This window comes from Rhizobium sp. BK661 (assembly GCF_024808825.1).
Lineage (GTDB): Bacteria > Pseudomonadota > Alphaproteobacteria > Rhizobiales > Rhizobiaceae > Rhizobium.
This window is the reverse complement of the sequence record NZ_JANTYT010000001.1, coordinates 800390-820140: the sequence shown is the minus strand read 5'-3', so window position 1 is coordinate 820140 and position 19751 is coordinate 800390. Positions and strand designations below refer to the sequence as shown.

Here is a 19751-nt window from a genome sequence, read left to right as displayed (position 1 = left end):
GTTCGACTGAGCAGGAGATATGGACGACGCGATCATTTCGGAATAGAAAGGCATGAAATCCATTGTTGCAGAAATGAAATGATGAAGCTGCCGGATTTCGAAGGTCTCGCAATGTTTGCCAAAGTGGCGGAGGAACGGTCGTTCGCCCGCGCCGCGAAGACACTCGGCATCTCCGTGGCAACCGTTTCGCGCGGCGTCGCACGCCTGGAAGAGAGGCTGGGCGCCCGGCTGTTCAATCGCACATCGCGCCAGCTATCGCTAACCGAGTTCGGCCTCCGTCTCGCCGAACGGGCGTCGCGGATCTATACGGATGCCGAGGAAATCGAGAAAGCGGCGCTCGAATTGTCGAGCCGTCCGCGCGGTCTGATCCGGCTGGCGGCGCCGATGACGTTCGGTGTCCACTGGATTGCGCCGATCCTGCCTGACTTCTTCGAGCTTTACCCGGATATCACAATCGACCTTCACATGAGCGACGCGAGCGTCGATCTTGTGGCGGAAGGCTTTGATGCAGCGCTGCGCATCGCGGTCCTGCCCGACTCATCGCTGATCGCCCGGCGGCTCGCGCCGGTTGCCCCGTTCATTCTGGCGTCGCCCGCCTATATTGAGAAATACGGATGCCCGCAGCATCCACGCGAGCTGGCCGCTCACCACTGCCTCGGCTATGCCTATCGCCCGCGACAGGACATTTGGCGCCTGACGAACAAGGCTGGCGACGAGGAATTCGTCACGCCAACCGGTCCGCTCCGGGCGACCAACTCGGAGGCATTGATCCCAATGGCGCTGCGCGGCCTCGGCATCTGCGAACTACCGGAGTTCATGGCCAGCGAATACTTGGCTGACGGGCGTTTGAAGGCGATCCTGACTGATTGGAGCCTGCCGAGCGGTGCACTCTATTTTGTCACGCCATCTGCACGCGCAAGACCGGCAAAGGTCGAGGTGTTGGCGGAGTTCATGGCAGCCCGCCTTACCAATCCGCCCTGGAGGTGGCCGCGATAAGGCTACCGTTCGCCGTCGCCGCGGTGCATGGCTCGAACGATAGCAAAACGGGCGATGATGATCAGGCAGATGGCGAGGCTCGCGAATTTCAGCCGAGTCATCCATGGCAATAGCTCGGCGGCCCGGTCTGCCCAGGCACTGCCGCCAAAGGCAATCAAGCTAGCGATGTTCTCGCCATAGTCCGCAAGACCGTAAACAAAGGGCAGCACATAGATGAGCTTAATGAGGGCAGGACTGATCGGACGCGCAAAATAGGATCCGCCCGGCCGCAACTTCATCAAGACCAGCAAAAGGAGTGCGGTCAGAAGTGCCGGAAAGATCAGCTCGGGACCGGCGTACATGGCCCGCAGCAGACTATTGGCAACATCGTTCTCGCCGAGGAGCCGCTGCATGCGACCGACGGTCAACTCGTCATAGCCGGCGAAATAGATATCGAGAACCGCTTGCCCGGTCTCGTGCTTGAAGGGGACGACAAAGCCGAATGTCGTCCACGCAAGCACACCGATGCAGATGGCCGCGAGCAGCGCGATAATCCAGAGTGGAATACGGCTGCCCGCGTTCATTCTCAGCCGCCAGCGCTCGGATAGTTCGGGCTCTCGCGGGTGATCGTCACGTCATGCGGATGGCTTTCGCGAAGACCGGCACCCGAGATGCGCACGAAGGTCGCGCGCTCCTGGAAGTCCTTGATGTCCTTGCCACCGACATAGCCCATCGCCGCCTTGAGGCCGCCTGCGAGCTGGTGCAGGACGCCGGATACTGGACCCTTGTAGGGAACCTGGCCTTCGATGCCTTCAGGCACGAGCTTCAGCGTGTCACGCACTTCCGCCTGGAAGTAACGGTCTGCCGAGCCGCGCGCCATGGCGCCGACGGAGCCCATGCCGCGATAGGCTTTGAAGGAACGGCCTTGGTAGAGATAGACTTCGCCGGGGCTTTCATCGGTGCCTGCAAGCAGCGAGCCGATCATCACGGCGGAGGCGCCTGACGCGATCGCCTTGGCGACGTCGCCGGAGAACTTGATGCCGCCGTCGGCGATGACAGGGATATCCTGCGCCCGTGCTGCCTCGACGGCCGACATGATGGCGGCGAGCTGCGGGACGCCGACACCGGCAACGATGCGCGTGGTGCAGATCGAGCCCGGGCCAATACCGACCTTGACGGCATCCGCACCGGCATCGATCAACGCCTTGGTACCATCAGATGTGGCGACGTTGCCGGCCATGACCCGCACGGAGTTGGAGAGTTTCTTCACGCGCGCCACGGCATTCAGAACGCCCTGCGAATGGCCATGCGCGGTATCGACAACGAGAAGGTCGACTCCGGCTTCGATCAGGCGCTCGGCGCGCTCGAAACCATCGTCACCGACGCCGACGGCGGCGGCGGCCCGCAGGCGACCCTGCGCATCCTTCGATGCATTCGGGTTCAGCTGCGACTTTTCGATATCCTTGACGGTGATGAGGCCAACGCAACGGCCCTCGCCATCGACCACCAGCAGCTTCTCGATGCGATGAGCGTGCAGCAGGCGCTTGGCTTCCTGCTGGTCGACGCTTTCCTTGACGGTGACGAGGTTCTCTCGCGTCATCAGCTCGTAGATCTTCTGGCTCGGATCGGAGGCGAAGCGAACGTCGCGGTTCGTCAGAATGCCGACGAGACGGCCGGTCTTTTCGACGACGGGAATGCCGGAGATGCTGTGGATCTTCATCAAGGCGAGCGCGTCGGCGAGCGTCGCGTCGGGGCCGATCGTCACCGGGTTGACGACCATGCCGCTTTCGAACTTCTTGACCTGGCGGACCTGCTCGGCCTGCTCGGCCGGCGTCAGGTTCTTGTGGATGACACCGAGGCCGCCGGCCTGCGCCATGGCGATCGCGAGACGGCTTTCCGTGACAGTGTCCATGGCTGAAGAGATGATCGGAATGTTCAGCTCGAAGTCGGTCGCGATGCGGGTTGCGACGCTCGTCTGACCGGGCAGAACCTCGGAATGACCGGGCTGCAGGAGCACATCATCGAAGGTGAGTGCGTCCAAACCGGTTGGCGTTTCTATGATGCGAGCCATGGCCAATTTCCTTCAATTAAGAAAAATGCAACGCCTCCCGGAACGAATCGTCCGCACCGGCGGTGTGCAAGGGTTGCTTTGGAAGTTGGCGAGGGCTGGTAACACGTCTATGACAGGAAGGGAATAGCAAAAAGCCCGGCGTGTCCGCCGGGCCCGGTATGGCTGCCATGCAGCGACTTCACAGGTCGAACTGGTAGGTCTTCGGAACGAAGCGATAGCCGTCCTCGTAGGTCTCGACGAAGCCGACCGACGGGAACGGCATGTGGTAGCCGACAAAGGCGATCTTCTCGGCGGCGATCATGCCGAACACCTTGCGACGGGTGGCAGCGGCCTGGGCCTTGTCCATATCGAAACGAACCTCCCAATCCGGCTTCTGCAGCGACAGGATATAGTGGTTGGCGGTGTCGCCTGTTGCCACCAGGCGCTTGCCCTCGGATTCGACGTGGAAAACCATGTGACCCTGCGTGTGACCCGGTGCCAGCATCGCGGTAATGCCGCTTGTGACGGTGCCGCCGTCGCCAATGAACGTCGCCTTTTCGGCAAGGGGCACCACGTTGGCGAGAACCGCCTTGTGGCCGCCTTCGGCCGGCGTGCCCTCGCGGGCCTTGTCGGTCCAGAAGTCATATTCGATCTGGCCGATGACGTAGCGCGCATTCTTGAAGGCCGGAGCCCCGCCTTCCATCAGCCCGCCGATATGGTCGCCATGCAGGTGGGTGAGCGCGACCACAGTGATGTCGTCGGGCGAATAGCCAGCCGCCTTCAGGCCATCGCGAAGCTGGCCATTGCCTCGCGCACGGCCGCCTTCGCCAAAGCCGGTATCAACAAGGATGACGTCCGAGCCGGTATCGATCAACGTCGGCGCATAGGAATTGACGAACTTCTCGGTCGGCAGGAAATTCTTCGCGAGCAGTTCCTGGACAGTTTCCGGTTTCTGATTGGTCCCGAATGTCTCGTAGGGCTTTTCACCAACATTGGCGCCGTCCTTAAAGACGGTAAACTTATAGGAGCCGAGCTTGAATTGATTGAACTGGGGCTGCGTCGTCGCATCCATCTTGGTCTTGTCTCCGCTTGCGGCCCTTGCGGCCGTCTCTGTCAAAATCATCGGCGCCGCCAGCAGGCCGATGCCCGCTGCAAATAAGGTGCGCCGTTTCATCCCCGACGGTACTGCCATATCCCATCCTTCCAATAGCGTTCGACATCGTTGCCGCCCAGCCCCCAAATAGCGAACCGCTGCCATCTTTCTTGCAGCTGGCCGAAACGAACATATGTCAATCTTGACCGTTGAAATTGCTGAGCAAGCAGTCTCACGCAGACGTGATGCAAACGTGTTTCAGAAGCGGAATGAGGGGTTGGCAGAGGTCTTCCCGAGGACTACAGAGCACAGGCCCCCAGACGCCTTCGCAAGACCCTCAAGGCATTCGCGCATGAACCGCATTGTTCCGCTGATCCTCGCCGTCGCTCTCTTCATGGAGCAGATGGACTCCACCGTCATATCAACCGCCCTCCCCGCCATCGCCAACGACCTCCATGTCGGGCCGATCACGCTGAAGCTGGCGCTGACCTCCTACATGGTATCGCTCGCTGTCTTCATTCCGATCAGCGGATGGATGGCTGACAGGTTCGGCGCCAAGCGCATCTTTCGCCTTGCCATCTGCGTCTTCGTCGTCGGCTCCATCTTCTGCGCGATCTCGTCCGGCCTGATCGAGTTCGTGGTCGCCCGCTTCCTACAGGGCATGGGCGGCGCGATGATGACGCCGGTCGGCCGCCTGGTGCTGGTGCGGACGACGAAGAAAAGCGAGCTCGTCTCGGCGATGGCGCTGCTGACCATCCCGGCATTGGTCGGCCCCTTGGCCGGACCGCCACTCGGCGGCTTCATCACCACCTATTTTACCTGGCACTGGATCTTCCTGATCAATGTGCCGGTCGGCATCATCGGCGTCTGGCTCGCGACAATCTTCCTGCCGGAGGTGGAAGCGACCGCGCCGCCAAAGCTTGACGTGACGGGTTTCGTGCTGACATCGTTTTCGGCGGCCGGCGTGGTCTTCGGCCTCTCGGTCGTCAGCCTGCCGGCTCTGCCGCCTGTGATCGGCATCACGGCGACGGCAATCGGTCTCATCTGCGGTTTTCTCTATGTACGCCATGCCAAACGGCATCCAGCGCCGATCCTCAATTTGAACCTCTTCAAAAACCCGACTTTCCGGGCATCGACCACCGGCGGCACACTGTTTCGCATCTGCATCGGCGCAATGCCCTTCCTGACACCGCTGATGCTGCAGCTCGGCTTCGGTCTGACGCCGTTCCAATCCGGCCTCATCACCTTTGCCGGCGCGATCGGCGCGATCACCACCAAGTTCATGGCGCGCCGCGTCTTTGCGGCGGCAGGCTTCCGCACGACGCTGCTTTCGGCAGCGGGCGTCACGACGATTGTGACGGTGGTGACGGGCTTCTTCACGCCGCAAACACCGCACCTGGTCATCATCGCCGTCCTTCTTGTCGGCGGCTTCTCGCGCTCGTTCTTCTTCACGGGCGTCAATGCGCTGGCCTTTGCCGACATCGAAGATGCGCAGGCGAGCCAGGCTACCTCCATGAGTTCGGTGATGCAGCAGATTAGCCTGGCGCTTGGTGTCGCGGTTGCCGCGGCAATCCTCGAGACCTCGATCTATTTCCGCGGCGAGGCACTGCAGGTGGCCGACTTCCACATCGCCTTCTATGTCATCGCGGTCCTGACGGTCGTGGCAACGATCCCTTTCATCCGGATGGACAAGAGCGCCGGGGCGGTCGTCTCCGGCCACCGGGTAAAGCGCATCTCCCCAGCAACAATCGAGGCCGCACAGCAAGCGGTGAAGTAAGGGCTATTCCGGAGTTTCGCAGACAGCGCTCAGCTTGTTGCCGTCCGGATCTCGAACGTAGGCGGCATAGAAATTGGCATGGAACGGCCGCAATCCCGGCGCGCCTTCGTCGACGCCGCCTGCGGCCAGTGCCGCAGCGTGGAACGCATCCACATCCGCTCGGCGTTCGGCATGCAGCGCGACCATAGAACCATTGCCGTTGGAGGCCCGCCGGCGATTGAACGGGGTGACGACCCAGAGCCGGCAGCGGGTGTCGCCATCTGCGGCGTAGCCGATCTCTTCTTCGGAATAGCGTTGACGGCGGTAACCGAGCACTGGCAGGACGATGTCGTAAAACCGCCTCGCCTGATCGATATCATTGGTTCCGAGGGTAACGTATAGGAGCATGGTAGCCGGGCATTCCAGGTCTGGGGGCATCGATCATCACTCAAGACCAGCCCAAAGATCAAGCTTCCGAAATATCTGGTTCGGGTTGCCGTCCCTTGAAGCCCTTCGCCAGCAGGAACATTTCGACCGACTCCGCACGCGACGACGGCGGCTTGACGTGAACTACCTGCTTGAAATGCCGCTTCAGCATGTTGAGAAGATCGCGCTCCGTGCCGCCCTGGAAGGTCTTCGCCAGGAAGTGGCCGCCCTCACCCAGGACTTGGACGGCAAAGTGGGCCGCGACTTCGCAGAGATGCATGGTACGCAAATGGTCGGTGCGGTGGTGGCCGGTCGTCGGCGCCGCCATGTCCGAGATCACCACATCCGGCGTGCCGCCGACCGCCTCGATCAGCTGCGCCGGCGCCGACGGATCCAGGAAATCGAGTTGCAGGATCTTCACGCCCGGCAGCTGATCCATCTCCAGGAAGTCGATCGCCGCGACGCGGATATCTTCGTCCGTGGAGCCTGTGACCTTGGCGGCGATCTGCGACCAGCTCCCCGGTGCGGCACCGAGGTCGATGATGCGGCGGGCGCCCTTCAGAATGTTGTGCTTCTCGTCGATCTCTAGCAGCTTGAAGGCGGCGCGGGCGCGATAGCCTTCCAGCTGGGCACGCTGCACATAGGGATCGTTGATGTGGCGCTGCAGCCATTGCCGCGACGACGCCTTCATCTTCTTGTTCTTGACGCGCTGACCGAGTTTGCGGCCGGTGCGGTTGCCCGCAATGGTTGGCTTCGCCATGCTTGTCCCCTATTTGCCGCGCTGACCGCGGCGGTTGCGGTGGCGCCGCCAGACGCCGTCATCCGCCATCATGTCCGTCAGCAGGCCTTCCCTCAAGCCGCGATCGGCAACACGCATACGGGGGCTCGGCCAGCGACGGCGGATCGCTTCGAGAATGGCGCAACCGGCCAACACCAGGTCGGCGCGATCCGGCCCGATGCAGGGATTGGCGGCGCGGCTGGCGAAATCCCACGACAGAAGCTTGGCCTGCATAGCCGAGACCTCGTCGTCGGAAAGCCAGATACCATCGACCTTGCGCCGGTCGTAGCGCGGCAGATCGAGGTGAACGCCGGCCAACGTCGTCACCGTTCCTGATGTGCCGATGAGATGGAAGTCACCGGCATGACCGATGTCGATCGCAGGGCAATCGAAGCGCTCAAGCATGCCCTCCACCTCCACGACCATTCCTTCAAAGACGTCCGGCGTGACATCCCGCCCGCCGTGACGCTCCGAAAGCGTCACGACGCCGACGGGAAGCGAGGTCCAATGCGTGATGTGATTGGCGAGGCGATTGAAGCGGCTATCGCCGATGCGGATGACCGCGATTTCGGAGGAGCCGCCGCCGATATCGAAGAGGACAACCGACCGTGTCTCCCGACCGACCAGAGACGAGCAGCCGGAAACGGCGAGCCGCGCTTCCGTCTCCCTATCGATAATCTCGAGTTCGAGGCCGGTCTCGGCCACAACGCGCTCGAGAAACTGGGCGCCGTTGACCGCCTGCCGGCAGGCCTCGGTGGCGATCAGCCGCATCCGGCGGATTTCACGGCTTTTCAGCTTGGAAGCGCAGACGCGCAGCGCATCGACCGCCCGATCCATCGCATCGTCGGAGAGCCGACCACTTGCCGCCAATCCTTCGCCGAGGCGCACGATCCGCGAAAAGGCATCGACGACGCGAAACTGGCCGGGCCGCGTCGGCTGCGCGATCAACAGGCGGCAATTGTTGGTGCCGAGATCGAGAGCGGCATAGAGCTCGTCCGGCCACGGATGTTCGCCGTGATTGCGGTACCCATTTTCGGCCTGCCGCGGCGCCCGATTCTCGTTCTGACCTATCCGCGATTCAGCGGTGTCGCTCCCTTGGGTCGCCTGCTGCGGCTGAGCTGGACGTCCGACCGGCTTCTCATGCACCAGGGGACGTCCCTGCAGACCGCGTTTGCCGCGATGCTTGCGGCGATTGCGGCGGCTCGGTACCGACTCGCTGTCAACGCGAGCTGCTTGCGCTGCGATGGCGGAAACTTCGTTGCTTTGACGATGTTGTTGCGCGGCTTCGCCTGAGGCGCCTATACCACGACGGCGACGCTTTCGCTTGCGCGCCGCGTTGCCGGCTTCGATTGGGCGTGCCGCCTCTCCGGTCTCGCCTGAGAGGACATGCTGAGCGGACTGGTTCGCGCTGCGGGATTGCCCGCCACGCTTGCCCTTGCGGCGCCTGGACTTCTTGCCGTCCTTGCGCCCTGCCGCCAACGCCCCGTTACCTTGCGGCCCTTGGCCGCCTTCGGGGTCTTCCACGTTCTTTTTCCATCGCACCGCGCAAGTCCAGAAGGTATGCAGCAGGCGCTCATTCGATTTTGCGTTGCCGCGAAGATACCAGCGCATCGCGAAATCACCAAATTCTTTTTGGCAGTTGCGAAATAAGCCAACTTTTTGAGATCAAAACCCGCTGCAAAATCCCTGGTCATTTTTTTCGAAACAGGTATTTGCAATCCGCCAGCTTTTGTTTATAAGCGCCGCACACCAGCGGAGCCGCTTCGAGCGCCGCAGCTGCTGGGGAATAGTTCAATGGTAGAACAGCGGACTCTGACTCCGTCGATCTTGGTTCGAATCCAGGTTCCCCAGCCAATTCTCCACTTTGCTGCGTGCCGATCTCCCTCTGACCTTAGTCCCGGCAGCCCTACCACCTCCCACGGTAACTTGATTTCGCTTTGAATTCCCCTGCGCAATGCTATTTACATGGCTGGTTTCCACACCGGGGGCGACGATGGCGAAGGAGTTTGGACGGAGCATCGGTCGATTTGTGGGGTTGGAGCAACCTCGCACCCTTTCCACGCGCTTTTTGCAACTGGCGGAAGTTACCGGCGGTCGATTGCGCTGGAATGAACCGGAAAACGAAGCTCCGGTCCGCATGGAACGGAGCAACGGCTACTTGATCTGCCTCCAGCGGCGCTATCTCGCCGAGTATCCCTATTGGGTCAATGACAGACCAATGCCCGCGATGCCGCTCAATGCCGGGCAGTTTCTTTTCCTTGACCTCAACGAGGAACATGCCTCGCTGACTCGTGGAGCTGTCGACTGTGTGTCCATGTATGCGTCGCATGAGGCATTGCAGCAGTTCCACGACGAGCACGATCTGGGGTCGGTCGGGTCGCTCCGCACCGCCAGCGGCGTGGCCTTCGATGATGGCGTGATCAGAAATCTGGGCGAATGCCTGGTAACCGCTTTCGAGCAGCAGGAGACTGCGACTCAGCTTTTTGCTGATGGCATTGCGCTGGCTCTGTTGACGCACATCAGCGTTGCGTATGCCGAGCGGCCTGCGGTCGTACATGCGATCCGTGGGGGACTGGCGCAGTGGCAAGAGCGTCGGGCGAAGGAGATGCTGCTGGCGAACCTCGACGACAAGATCGGTCTTGGGGAACTCGCTCGCGGGTGTGGCCTGTCACGCAGCCATTTCGCACGCGAATTCAAGGCCACGACGGGCCTGCCGCCGCTTCAGTGGTTGCAGGCGCAGCGGATAGAACGAGCAAAAAATCTACTTCTGAAGCCTTCCGTGCCGATCGAATTGATCGCCCATCAATGCGGTTTTACCGATCAGAGCCACTTCACGCGTAGCTTTTCCAAGGCGGTTGGTGTCACACCCGGCTCGTGGCGGCGCCTTCGCAGCCTCTAGGCAAGCTCCATCCGACACGGTCCCGTCGGGCCACGGCGCTTTATTGCAAGGTAGCACTGGCATACAAAAAACAGCACTCTGTGCACTGGTCTGCGAGCAATCGGCAGATAGCGTTAAGCGAAGGTGCGGTGGGGGCTGGCTAACTGGCCAAGCCTCGCACGCGGTCCGCGTCAGGAGGCCAAGATGACCAATCAAAACCAGACATTGTCAAATGAGGCTGGACCGGAGGAGCACTCTTCCGCCGCTTCGATATCGGTTTCACGCCGCACGGTTCTTCAGATGGCGGGAGGCGTCGTGTCACTCGCGTCCGTGTCCCATGCTGAATCGCAGTCGTCCCCGCCAAGCGTGACAACCAGCGGCGTGACAGGGCCGGTTCGGCTCGTCGTGAATGGAACGGCAAGAGAACTTCAGGTCGATTCCCGGCAATCCCTGCTCGACGTTTTGCGTGAAACTCTTGATCTCACCGGCACGAAGAAGGGCTGCAACCAGGGCGCCTGCGGCGCATGCACTATTCTCCTCAACGGCAGACGTATCGTTTCCTGTCTGACGTTGGCGTCCATGCATGACGGAGCCGAAATCGAAACCATCGAAGGGCTCGAAAGGAACGGCGAGCTTCATCCACTGCAACAGGCGTTCGTGGAGCATGAAGGCCTGCAGTGTGGGTTCTGCACTCCTGGCCAGATCATGTCGGGACTAGGCTGCATTGCCGAGGGCCATGCGGCGTCCCTCGAGGATATCCGGTTCTGGATGAGCGGCAATATCTGTCGCTGTGGCGCCTATCCAGGCATCGTCGCTGCGATCGCTGACGCGGCCGAAAGGAGCTGACCCATGCTTCCGTTTGTATTGGAAAAGGCACGTAACACCGAAGCCGCGATAGCCTCCGCAGCCGCCGGCGCGCGCTACATCGCCGGCGGAACGACGCTTGTCGATCTTATGCGCGAGGAGGTCGAACGGCCGGATCAGCTCGTGGATATCAACGCCCTCCCCTTGGGCGATGTTCGAGTGGATGGTGAGGATCTGGTTATTGGCGCGCTCGCCCGGATGTCCGACGTTGCTACCCACCCGGACGTGCAGCGCCTGCAGCCGGTGATCGCGGAGAGCCTGATCGAAGGCGCTTCGCCACAATTGCGGAATATGGCTTCGATGGGCGGCAATCTGCTGCAGCGATGCCGCTGTCCTTATTTCCGGATGCTGGACGCTGCCTGCAACAAGCGGGCTCCCGGCTCCGGTTGTGCCGCGATCGACGGCCTCAATGCGGGCAACGCGATCCTTGGCACCAGCGATCAATGCGTCGCGACACATCCCTCGGATGTCGCGGTCGCGCTCGTCGCACTCGGCGCGACAATGCGGGTCAGGGGTCCGCAAGGCGAGCGCAGTTTCCCCGTCGAAGACCTCTTCCGATTGCCCGGAAACACTCCGCATCTGGAGCATACGCTCCTTCCGGCCGAGTTGATCCTGGAGATCCGCGTCCCCGGCGGACCCCACAGCCGACGCGCACGCTATCTCAAGGTACGCGACCGGGCTTCCTATGAGTTCGCGCTTGTTTCGGCGGCAGTCGCGATCGATGTCGACAACGGGCTGATCCGCTCAGCGCGTATCGCTGTGGGCGGGGTCGGCACCAAGCCCTGGCGTCTGCGAGCCTGCGAGGCGGCCCTTGCCGGCAATGCCGCAGATCGCGCAAGCTTCGAGGCTGCCGCCCATCTGGCGACCGACGGTGCCCGTCCATTAAGCCATAACCACTACAAGGTGGAGCTACTGCCGCGGACCATTGTCCGTGCCCTCGAAATGGCAGGAGAAGTCGCATGACAACCAATCTCATCGGCACAGCCAGAACTAGAGTCGACGGCCCGCAGAAGGTGACGGGCGGCGCCCGATACGCGGCCGACTTCAATCAACCTGGCCAAGCCTACGCCGCCATCGTCAGTTCCACGATCGGCCTCGGTACGGTCACCGATATCGACAGCACTTCCGCCGAGAAGATGCCGGGCGTCATCGCCGTCATCAGCCATCGTAACGCCGAACGGCTGCCTTATCTGCCGCATAGGGCCATCATCGATCCGGCGTCGGGGGACCGCCTTCATGTCCTGCAGGACGACAAGGTGCGCTTCTACGGCCAGCCCGTCGCCGTAGTCGTTGCGGACAGCATCGATCATGCCGAGCGGGCTGCCGCAGAACTGCACATTTCCTATGAAGCCCAGCAGCCGCTCACGGACCCGACGGATCGGAGGGTTGAGCGCATCATTCCGGAAGCGGGTAGCGTCGACAGATCACGAGGGGATGCCAATAAGGCAGTGGCCGAGGCGCCTGTCGTCATTGACGAGACCTACAATATTGCGCGTGAGAACCACAATCCAATGGAGCCGCACGCAACGGTCGCATCCTGGAGCGGCGACCGTGTGACCCTATGGAGCAAGAGCCAATATCTGGTCAATGAGCAAGCCGAAATCGCGGCAGTATTCGGCTTGCCGCTGGAGAATGTCGAAGTCATCTGTCCCTTTATCGGAGGCGCCTTCGGAACCAGCCTCAGGACGTGGCCGCACGTTACGCTGGCAGCACTGGCGGCGCGCCAGATCCGACGGCCGGTCAAGCTCGTGCTCACCCGCAAGCAGATGTTCTTCACAACCGGTCACAGGCCACGCACCTTTCAGAGGGTTGCGCTCGGTGCTACGTCAGAGGGCAGGCTTACCGCTGTGATCCATGAAGGTACGGGAGAAACGAGCCGCTATGAGCAATTTACGGAGGCGCTAACCTCGGTCACCGACTACTTGTATTCCTGCCCCAACGTCCAGACCGGCTACCGCTTGGCGCAGCTCGACACGAGCACGCCAAATCATATGCGCGGTCCCGGCGAGGCGAGCGGCATCTTTGCGCTCGAAAGCGCTATCGACGAATTGTCCTACAAACTCGGTATCGACCCCATCGAGCTGAGGCGTCGTAATGAACCTGATATCGATGAAGGCGAAAACAAGCCGTTCTCCAGCAGGTCGCTCATCCAATGTTACGACCTCGGCGCCGAGCGTTTTGGCTGGAAGCGACGAACCGCCCAACCGCGCTCCATGCGCGACGGGCGTCTTCTTATCGGCATGGGAACGGCCAGCGCGACCTATCCGGCCTTCCATGCACCGGCAAACGCGAGAGTGCGATTGCTTGCAGACGGAACGGCCGAGGTAGAGGCAGCCGCCAGCGACATGGGTCCAGGAACCTATACTTCCATGAGCCAGGTGGCGGCGGAATTCCTCGGCCTCCCGTTGGAGCGAATCCGTTTCAAGCTTGGAAGGTCGGACTATCCGCAAACACCCTCGCACGGTGGCTCCTGGACGATGGCGTCAGTCGGGTCGGCAATCCGTGCTGCCTGTCTCGAGGTGCAGGCAGAAGCGACTCGGCTTGCAACCACAAGCGCCAACTTGCCGGTTTCGGGAACGTCGATAGAAGATTTTGAATGGCGCGAAGGCACGCTTCGGCGCCGCGGCGAAGCGTCATTGGGCATTTCTTATCAGGACATTGTTGTCGCCAACCGCGGTCCGATCGAAGCCAGTGGATCCGCGCAGCGCGATCCGAGCGTGGCGGAGCGATATTCGATGCACTCCTTCGGAGCTGTATTTGCGGAGGTCGCCATCGATCCGGATGTGGGCACGATCACCGTCCGCCGCATCGTCGGTGCCTATGGGATCGGTCGCGTCGTCAATCCTCTTCTCGCCCGCAGTCAGTGCACCGGCGGCATGATTGGCGGCATGGGGATGGCGCTTATGGAGCAGACGGCACTCGATCCGCGCGATGGCCGCCCGGTCAACGCTCACATGGCCGACTATCTGATGCCGGTAAACCTCGACATCCCGACGTTGGAGGCACACTTCGTGGAGGAAGTCGACCCTCACGTTAACCCGCTCGGCGTGAAGGGCCTTGGCGAGATAGCACTCGTCGGCACCGCTCCAGCGATCGCAAACGCAATCTTCCATGCGACAGGCAAACGCGTGCGAACCCTGCCGATCCGGATCGAAGATATGCTGACCGCATAGCCATCAAATGGTCTTCCGGATCGGATGCAGGCAATGGAATTGCCTCGGTCTGGAAGACAATATCCTGGCCTCGCGCAGACGAGGAGAGCCTGGCCTAGAGGGCCAACCGATGCCCACTCGGCCACACCTGGCCGAGACTACGCCGACATCCTTGCCCTGACACCATCCGCCAGTTCCTGCATCCGATCGATCGGGATGCGGCCGATCAACATGAAGGCGTGCGTTGCGTTCGACCAGTAGACGACGTTCATGCCATTTCGGCCTTCGACGTCAGGCTCCTTCATGCCGACATCCGAGCGAACGATGCAGAGCGCCAGCGGTCCGGTCTCGGGATCGAGATAGGCAATCTGCGCGAGCGGCTTTTCGTCATACTGCAGCATCTGTGCGCGCTTGAACTCGATGCCCGGCAGCGACACGGCTTCAGGGGACAACGAGAGGCCAAGCTTGTCGTCGAGGCGCGCGAGTTGGGCGACCTGTGCTTCGGCGGATGGCGACGGTCCGGCCAGGGTGTCTGGCGTATAGAGAGCGATGTATTCGGCGACCACGGCCCGCCATTCATTGCTTTCGTCGGGTGCGTGAACGCGGTTGCGAATGCCGATGACGGCCCGGTCGGCCACAACACCGGCGACCAGGCAGGCGGCAAGCGCAGCCAGGAAGCCGCGGCGATTGGAGCGCGCCCGAACCGGCCTTGCCTCGGCCGGCAGAATGCCCAGCATCGCATCGAGCCTCGCCTTCGGTGCCGCGGACAGCAATGGTTCGAAGGCCTGCTGGAATGACAGGCTGCTCTGCGACAGGAACGCCAGCCTTGCGGCCGCATGCTCGTCAGAGCCCAGAACCGCCTCGATGCGCGATACCTCGGCATTCGACAACTCACCGTCGATATAGGCCGTCAATTCCTCATCGGAGGGGATTTTGTTCTTGTCGCTCATGTGTCCCCTCCCCCCGATACGCTGGCTGCGATCTTGGCGCGCGCGGCAGCAAGGCGGCTCATCACCGTTCCGATCGGGATGTCCAATACGTCTGCTACTTCCTTGTAGGAAAGACCTTCTACGTAAGCGAGGAACACGGCTGCCCGCTGCGCGTCCGGCAGCGTATTGACCAGTCGCAGAACCTGGTTCGCCATGACATGTGTTTCCGTTTCGCGGGCACCATCGACGACCAAGGCCTCGTCGGCATCAACGAAGCCCCGACCAAGGCGCACTCGTTGCGACCGGATCTCATTCAGCCAGATGGAATGCAGGATGGAAAACAACCATCGATCCAGCCGGGTTCCCGTTTCGAACTGCCCGACACGCTCAAGCGCGCGGACACAGGTCTGCTGCACGAGATCGTCGGCAACGTCGCGGCGATGCGAAAGCACAAGGCCATAGCGCCACAGCCGCAGCAGATTGTCCGCCAGGCCGCTTCTGATATCGGCTTCGCTTGCGATGTGAGCCTCCGCCACAAGTTTTCCTTCCAAAGCCGCCGGTTGTACCGGCGGCTTTGGCGTTGCAGGACTATAGGCAGGAAATGTGGTGTACGCGAACGGCATTTGGAGGGTTCCTGTCAACCGTGATTGCGCGCTCCTGTCCAGTCGCCGGAAATCACATCTTAGAGGGCTTCATGATTGCTTCGTGGAGGTCCTCGTATTCCTCGCACTCGGTGCTGCCGCAAAGCGTCTTGATCACTTCGAGCTGTTCTTTGGCGAGATCGAGGCGACCCTTAACCACGTAGGCTTCGCCGAGATATTCGCGAACCTGCGCATATTTCGGATCGATCTCGACGGATTTCAGGTAGTAGGAAATACCTTCGTCCGTGCGGCCGAGCTTGCGGGTGGCGTAGCCGCGGTAGTTCAGGGCTTCAGCCGTGTTCGGGTCCTTCAGCGTATCGAGCATGGCAATCGCTTCTTCGTAGCGGCCAGCCTTTGCCAGCGAATAGGCATAGTCCGTGCGGTTTTCCTCCGTCACGTTGGCGCTGCTCTGCTTGACGCATCTCCTTGTTTTCTTGTCATACAGCTGGCCCTTCTTGCAGGTCGGCATGGTGCCGCTGCTGCCGCCCGTGCCACTGGCACCGCTGCCGCCACCAGCGCCGCTGCCACCGCCACCCACTGCAAAAGCGGGAGCCGAAAGCGCGAAAGCGGCAATGCAGCCGCCGACCAGGATGGAAGCAATACGAACAGTCGCGATCGTCATGGGATATCTCCTAAGAAAATGACGTTGGCGGCGAGTGAACACTGTTGAATGGCAGTTTATTCGATTGCTTGTTCTTCTTTTTTGGAGCGCTGCGCTGCACCGCCGGCGAATAAATGCGAAGCTGAGGTGTTAGCCGTTCGCGCCGGCCAAAAGGAGCATTCCGTGAGTGATACCGTAAAACTGTTGAGTCTTGCCGTCGCGACACCAGAGCATGTCATCACCCAGAAGGAAGCAGCGGAGACGTCCGCCCGGCTGTTTTCGTCCCGATTCAAGGATTTCTCTCACCTTGCCAGCGTCTTCGAAAATTCCGGCATCAAGAAGCGCTATGCCGCGCGTCCACTGGAGTGGTTCATCGAACCGCACGGCTGGCAGGACCGGATGGAAGCATATGGCGAGGTGGCACGCAGCCTGTTCTTCGAAACCGCCACCAACGCGCTGAAACAGGCGGGACTGCAGGGGCGTGACGTCGACTGCATCGTCACCGTCTCATCCACTGGGATCGCGACACCGAGCCTTGATGCACAGCTCGCGCAAAAAATGGGCTTTCGCTCGGATATCGAACGTGTTCCCGTTTTCGGGCTCGGCTGCGCTGCGGGCGTTTCGGGCTTCGCCATTGCCTCGCGGTTTGCCCGCGACCGGCCGGGCAAGACCGTGCTTTTCGTGACCATCGAACTTTGCACGCTCGCGTTCCGGCTCGACGAACTGACACGCGCCAACATTATCGCCACGGCTCTTTTCGGCGATGGCGCGGCGGCCTGCGTTCTCCGGGCGGGGCCGCATGGCAAGGCTGAGGTCGAGTCGACGGGCGAGCACCTTTTCCCCGATACGCTGGGCATCATGGGCTGGAAGATCGACGATACCGGCTTTGGCGTGGTTCTCGCCCAGTCGCTGCCGCCCTTTGCCGAGGCTGAACTCGGCCCCGCCGTCGACGGAATACTGGCGCGTAACGGCCTGTCCCGGTGCGATATCGATCGCTTCATCTGTCACCCCGGCGGCGCGCGAGTCTTGACAGCTTTGGAAAGCGCTCTGTCACTCGAAGCAGGAAAACTGGATCATGAGCGCGCCGTGCTCGCCGAATATGGCAACATGTCCTCGCCGACGATCCTTTTCGTACTGGAACGCGTCTTGAAGGCCGGATTGCCGCCACGTAGCGCCATGGTCGCAATGGGGCCAGGCTTTGCGGCGAGCTGCGTAACGTTGAAGAGGGTCGCGTAATGTGGCCCTCTGTTGCCCTCCTCGCCTTCGTGACGGCCCAGCGCCTCGCGGAACTCGTTCTCGCCCGCCGCAATACGCGGGCGCTTTTGGACAGCGGCGCGAAGGAGGTCGCGCCGGAGCACTATCGCTACATGGTGGCGCTGCACAGCTGCTGGATTGCCGGATTGTGGCTGCTGGCAATTGGTCGCCCGATCGACCCAGTGTGGTTGGCCGTTTTCGTGGTTTTGCAGGCAGGTCGTCTCTGGGTCATCGGCACGCTCAAGGGGCGGTGGACGACACGCATCATCGTGCTGCCCGGCGCTCCCCTCGTCAGCGGTGGACCGTACCGGTTCATGACGCATCCGAACTATGCGGTCGTCGCCGGCGAGATCGCCGTCCTTCCCCTCGCCTTTGGGATGCCCGTCTACGCCGCGATATTTTCGGCGCTGAACGCGGCGGCACTCTACGTCCGCATCAAAGCGGAAAATGAGGCGTTGAGAACCGCAATGTTTTTGAAATGAAACGCAATTTTTCGTTTGCGTGCGACTTGCCGGAGCGGCATTTTCATTGCCTGAAATAGGTGGAATGCACGGAAATGACAAAGAACGCAATTGTGCTTGGCGCCGGGATCGTCGGCGTATCGACAGCCATCCATCTGCAGCGCCGGGGACGGCAGGTGACATTGATCGATCGCAAGGCGCCAGGCAAGGAAACGTCCTTTGGTAATGCCGGACTCATTCAACGCGAGGGTGTCGTTCCCTACGGCTTTCCACAACAGCTCGGCGTTCTGGTCCGCTACGCTTTCAACAACCGGATCGATGCCCACTATCATCTCAAGGCGCTGCCCGGCCAACTTGCCTTCCTCGCCCGCTATTGGTGGAATTCCAACGCCAAACGCCACGAAATGATTTCCCGCGCCTATGCGCCGCTGATCCAGCACTCGATATCGGAGCACAATGATCTGATCGAGGCGTCCAATGCGCAGCACCTGATCCGCAAGAATGGCTGGATGGAGATCTTCCGCACGGCCGGCAAGCGTGATGCAGAATTTGCCGAGGCCGAACGGCTGCGGGCGGAATTCGGGATCAGCTATGAGCAGCTGGATGCTGCTGGCGTTGCGCGATTGGAGCCCCACATCAACGGAGATTTCGTCGGCGGCCTACGCTGGCGCGATCCTTGGTCGGTTCTCGATCCGCACGGGCTGACGATGGCCTATCGCGCTTATTTCGAAAGCCTGGGCGGTAGATACCTGACCGGTGATGCCAACTCTCTCGGCCGCTCTGGGGCAAATTGGAGGGTGGTAACCAGCGAAGGCTCGCTGGACGCGGAGGATGCGGTCCTGGCGCTCGGCCCCTGGGCCGCGGTAGCAACCCGACGGCTCGGCTATGCCTTTCCGCTCGGCGTCAAGCGCGGCTACCACATGCACTATGCCGCGGCAAAGGATGCGACCCTCAACAACTGGACGCTCGATGCTGAGCGCGGTTATTTCCTTGCACCGATGAACCGCGGCATACGACTGACGACGGGCGCTGAATTCGCCGCCATGGATGCGCCAAAGACGCCCGTGCAGCTCGATCGAGCCGAGAAGGTGGCGCGCACGGTCTTTCCGCTCGGCGAAAGGCTTGATCCGGAGCCCTGGATGGGCGCTCGCCCGTGCACCCCTGATATGATGCCTATCATTGGAAAAGCGCCGCGGCATGATGGGCTATGGTTCGCCTTCGGCCACGCCCACCACGGCTTGACGCTGGGGCCGGTTACAGGCCGTGCTCTGGCTGAGGTCATGACCGGCGAGAGGCCATTCGTCGATCTTTCCGCCTATTCGCCGCAGCGTTTCAATCCGTGAACTCTCCCCTAGGCGATACCGAGTCCCGACAAATCCCGGAGTGCCGCCCTTGCAATCCCGTCGATGCTGTCATCGATATCGACCGTCACCACGCCGGGCTCGCCGGTCGGCACTTCCAGTGTCGCGAGTTGGCTTTCAAGTAATGATGGGGGCATGAAGTGGCCCTTCCGCTCACCCATCCGCTTCGTCAGCAGCTCTTTCGAACCTGACAGATAAACGAAGAACAGGTTGCCGTTCACGGCGTTGCGCAGCCGGTCGCGATAGGTGCGTTTCAACGCCGAACAGGAAACGATGACGCCCTGCCCGCGATCGAGCGCCTGTTTCATAGTTTGACCGATGAGGTCGAGCCACGGAATACGATCGTCATCGGTCAGCGGAATGCCCTTCGACATCTTCTCGACATTCGACGCAGGATGAAGCTGGTCACCCTCGACAAATTGCATGCCGAGGGCGTCCGAAATCTTCAGGCCGATTGAGGATTTGCCACAACCACTGACCCCCATGACGATGATGGCATGAGGGGTCTTGTTGGTCTCTGGCATCGTTTATC

Annotated in this window: 19 protein-coding genes and 1 tRNA gene; 10 read left to right on the top strand and 10 right to left on the bottom strand. The window is 61.4% G+C overall.

The window, feature by feature from the left end; genetic code table 11:
- Positions 1-78: 78 nt before the first annotated feature.
- Positions 79-996 carry a LysR family transcriptional regulator gene (locus tag FHX16_RS04010; protein ID WP_183860100.1) on the top strand — a complete coding sequence of 306 codons (918 nt, stop codon included), beginning with the start codon at positions 79-81 and terminating at the stop codon, positions 994-996.
- 2 nt (positions 997-998) lie between these two features.
- On the opposite strand, the gene FHX16_RS04005 is transcribed toward FHX16_RS04010, so the two are convergent.
- The 3 genes from FHX16_RS04005 to FHX16_RS03995 all read right to left on the bottom strand — a co-directional run bounded on the left by FHX16_RS04005 (position 999) and on the right by FHX16_RS03995 (position 4217).
- Positions 999-1559: a hypothetical protein gene (locus tag FHX16_RS04005; RefSeq protein ID WP_183860102.1), complete on the bottom strand. Its 561-nt coding sequence runs from the start codon at positions 1557-1559 to the stop codon at positions 999-1001.
- Between the two features lie 2 nt (positions 1560-1561).
- Positions 1562-3046 carry an IMP dehydrogenase gene (gene guaB / locus FHX16_RS04000; RefSeq protein WP_183860104.1) on the bottom strand — a complete coding sequence of 495 codons (1485 nt, stop codon included), beginning with the start codon at positions 3044-3046 and terminating at the stop codon, positions 1562-1564.
- A gap of 178 nt (positions 3047-3224) precedes the next feature.
- Positions 3225-4217 carry an MBL fold metallo-hydrolase gene (locus FHX16_RS03995; RefSeq protein WP_183860106.1) on the bottom strand — a complete coding sequence of 331 codons (993 nt, stop codon included), beginning with the start codon at positions 4215-4217 and terminating at the stop codon, positions 3225-3227.
- A gap of 253 nt (positions 4218-4470) precedes the next feature.
- Between FHX16_RS03995 and FHX16_RS03990 the strand changes: the two genes are divergently transcribed.
- A complete protein-coding gene (locus FHX16_RS03990; RefSeq protein ID WP_183860108.1) occupies positions 4471-5895 on the top strand; it encodes an MFS transporter in 1425 nt (474 codons plus the stop codon).
- A 3-nt stretch (positions 5896-5898) separates the two neighbouring features.
- Here the strand turns inward: FHX16_RS03990 and FHX16_RS03985 are convergent, their stop codons facing one another.
- From FHX16_RS03985 to FHX16_RS03975, 3 genes are read right to left on the bottom strand one after another with little or no spacing between them, the layout of a single operon-like run.
- Positions 5899-6282 (bottom strand): VOC family protein, encoded by a 384-nt coding sequence (locus tag FHX16_RS03985; protein ID WP_183752531.1) that lies wholly within the window; start codon positions 6280-6282, stop codon positions 5899-5901.
- A gap of 58 nt (positions 6283-6340) precedes the next feature.
- Positions 6341-7060 (bottom strand): RlmE family RNA methyltransferase, encoded by a 720-nt coding sequence (locus tag FHX16_RS03980; protein ID WP_183860109.1) that lies wholly within the window; start codon positions 7058-7060, stop codon positions 6341-6343.
- 9 nt (positions 7061-7069) lie between these two features.
- Entirely contained in the window at positions 7070-8602 is a 1533-nt protein-coding gene (locus tag FHX16_RS03975; protein ID WP_183860111.1) for a Ppx/GppA phosphatase family protein, read from the bottom strand.
- Between the two features lie 256 nt (positions 8603-8858).
- Between FHX16_RS03975 and FHX16_RS03970 the strand changes: the two genes are divergently transcribed.
- The 5 genes from FHX16_RS03970 (at position 8859) to FHX16_RS03950 (ending at position 13993) form a co-directional block, all read left to right on the top strand.
- A tRNA-Gln gene (locus tag FHX16_RS03970) sits at positions 8859-8932 on the top strand.
- Between the two features lie 139 nt (positions 8933-9071).
- Positions 9072-9977 carry an AraC family transcriptional regulator gene (locus tag FHX16_RS03965; RefSeq protein WP_259126561.1) on the top strand — a complete coding sequence of 302 codons (906 nt, stop codon included), beginning with the start codon at positions 9072-9074 and terminating at the stop codon, positions 9975-9977.
- A gap of 183 nt (positions 9978-10160) precedes the next feature.
- Entirely contained in the window at positions 10161-10802 is a 642-nt protein-coding gene (locus FHX16_RS03960; RefSeq protein ID WP_210296591.1) for a (2Fe-2S)-binding protein, read from the top strand.
- Positions 10803-10805: 3 nt separating this feature from the next.
- A complete protein-coding gene (locus FHX16_RS03955) occupies positions 10806-11783 on the top strand; it encodes a xanthine dehydrogenase family protein subunit M (protein WP_183860112.1) in 978 nt (325 codons plus the stop codon).
- Positions 11780-13993 carry a xanthine dehydrogenase family protein molybdopterin-binding subunit gene (locus FHX16_RS03950; protein WP_259126557.1) on the top strand — a complete coding sequence of 738 codons (2214 nt, stop codon included), beginning with the start codon at positions 11780-11782 and terminating at the stop codon, positions 13991-13993. The genes FHX16_RS03955 and FHX16_RS03950 overlap by 4 nt, the downstream gene beginning before the upstream one ends.
- A 137-nt stretch (positions 13994-14130) precedes the next feature.
- Here FHX16_RS03950 and FHX16_RS03945 read toward each other — a convergent pair whose 3' ends face one another.
- The 3 genes from FHX16_RS03945 to FHX16_RS03935 are packed head-to-tail and all read right to left on the bottom strand — an operon-like array spanning position 14131 to position 16164.
- Complete coding sequence (locus tag FHX16_RS03945; protein WP_259126556.1) at positions 14131-14922, bottom strand: anti-sigma factor; 792 nt, start codon at positions 14920-14922, stop codon at positions 14131-14133.
- The gene (locus FHX16_RS03940) at positions 14919-15524 is read right to left on the bottom strand and encodes an RNA polymerase sigma factor (protein ID WP_259126554.1); all 606 of its coding nucleotides are present in this window, start codon (positions 15522-15524) and stop codon (positions 14919-14921) included. Before FHX16_RS03940 ends, FHX16_RS03945 begins: the two co-directional genes overlap by 4 nt.
- Before the next feature lie 52 nt (positions 15525-15576).
- Positions 15577-16164 (bottom strand): tetratricopeptide repeat protein, encoded by a 588-nt coding sequence (locus tag FHX16_RS03935; protein ID WP_259126553.1) that lies wholly within the window; start codon positions 16162-16164, stop codon positions 15577-15579.
- Between the two features lie 162 nt (positions 16165-16326).
- Here FHX16_RS03935 and FHX16_RS03930 point away from each other — a divergent pair, with 162 nt between their 5' ends.
- The 3 genes from FHX16_RS03930 (at position 16327) to FHX16_RS03920 (ending at position 19201) form a co-directional block, all read left to right on the top strand.
- Entirely contained in the window at positions 16327-17379 is a 1053-nt protein-coding gene (locus tag FHX16_RS03930) for a type III polyketide synthase (RefSeq protein ID WP_259126552.1), read from the top strand.
- Complete coding sequence (locus FHX16_RS03925; protein ID WP_259126550.1) at positions 17379-17879, top strand: isoprenylcysteine carboxyl methyltransferase family protein; 501 nt, start codon at positions 17379-17381, stop codon at positions 17877-17879. The genes FHX16_RS03930 and FHX16_RS03925 overlap by 1 nt, the downstream gene beginning before the upstream one ends.
- Before the next feature lie 74 nt (positions 17880-17953).
- Positions 17954-19201, top strand: coding sequence for an FAD-binding oxidoreductase (locus tag FHX16_RS03920; RefSeq protein ID WP_259126548.1), 1248 nt, complete (start codon positions 17954-17956; stop codon positions 19199-19201).
- A gap of 8 nt (positions 19202-19209) precedes the next feature.
- Here FHX16_RS03920 and FHX16_RS03915 read toward each other — a convergent pair whose 3' ends face one another.
- On the bottom strand, positions 19210-19743 hold the full coding sequence (locus FHX16_RS03915; protein WP_259126547.1) for a gluconokinase: 534 nt from the start codon (positions 19741-19743) through the stop codon (positions 19210-19212).
- Between the last annotated feature and the right edge of the window lie 8 nt (positions 19744-19751).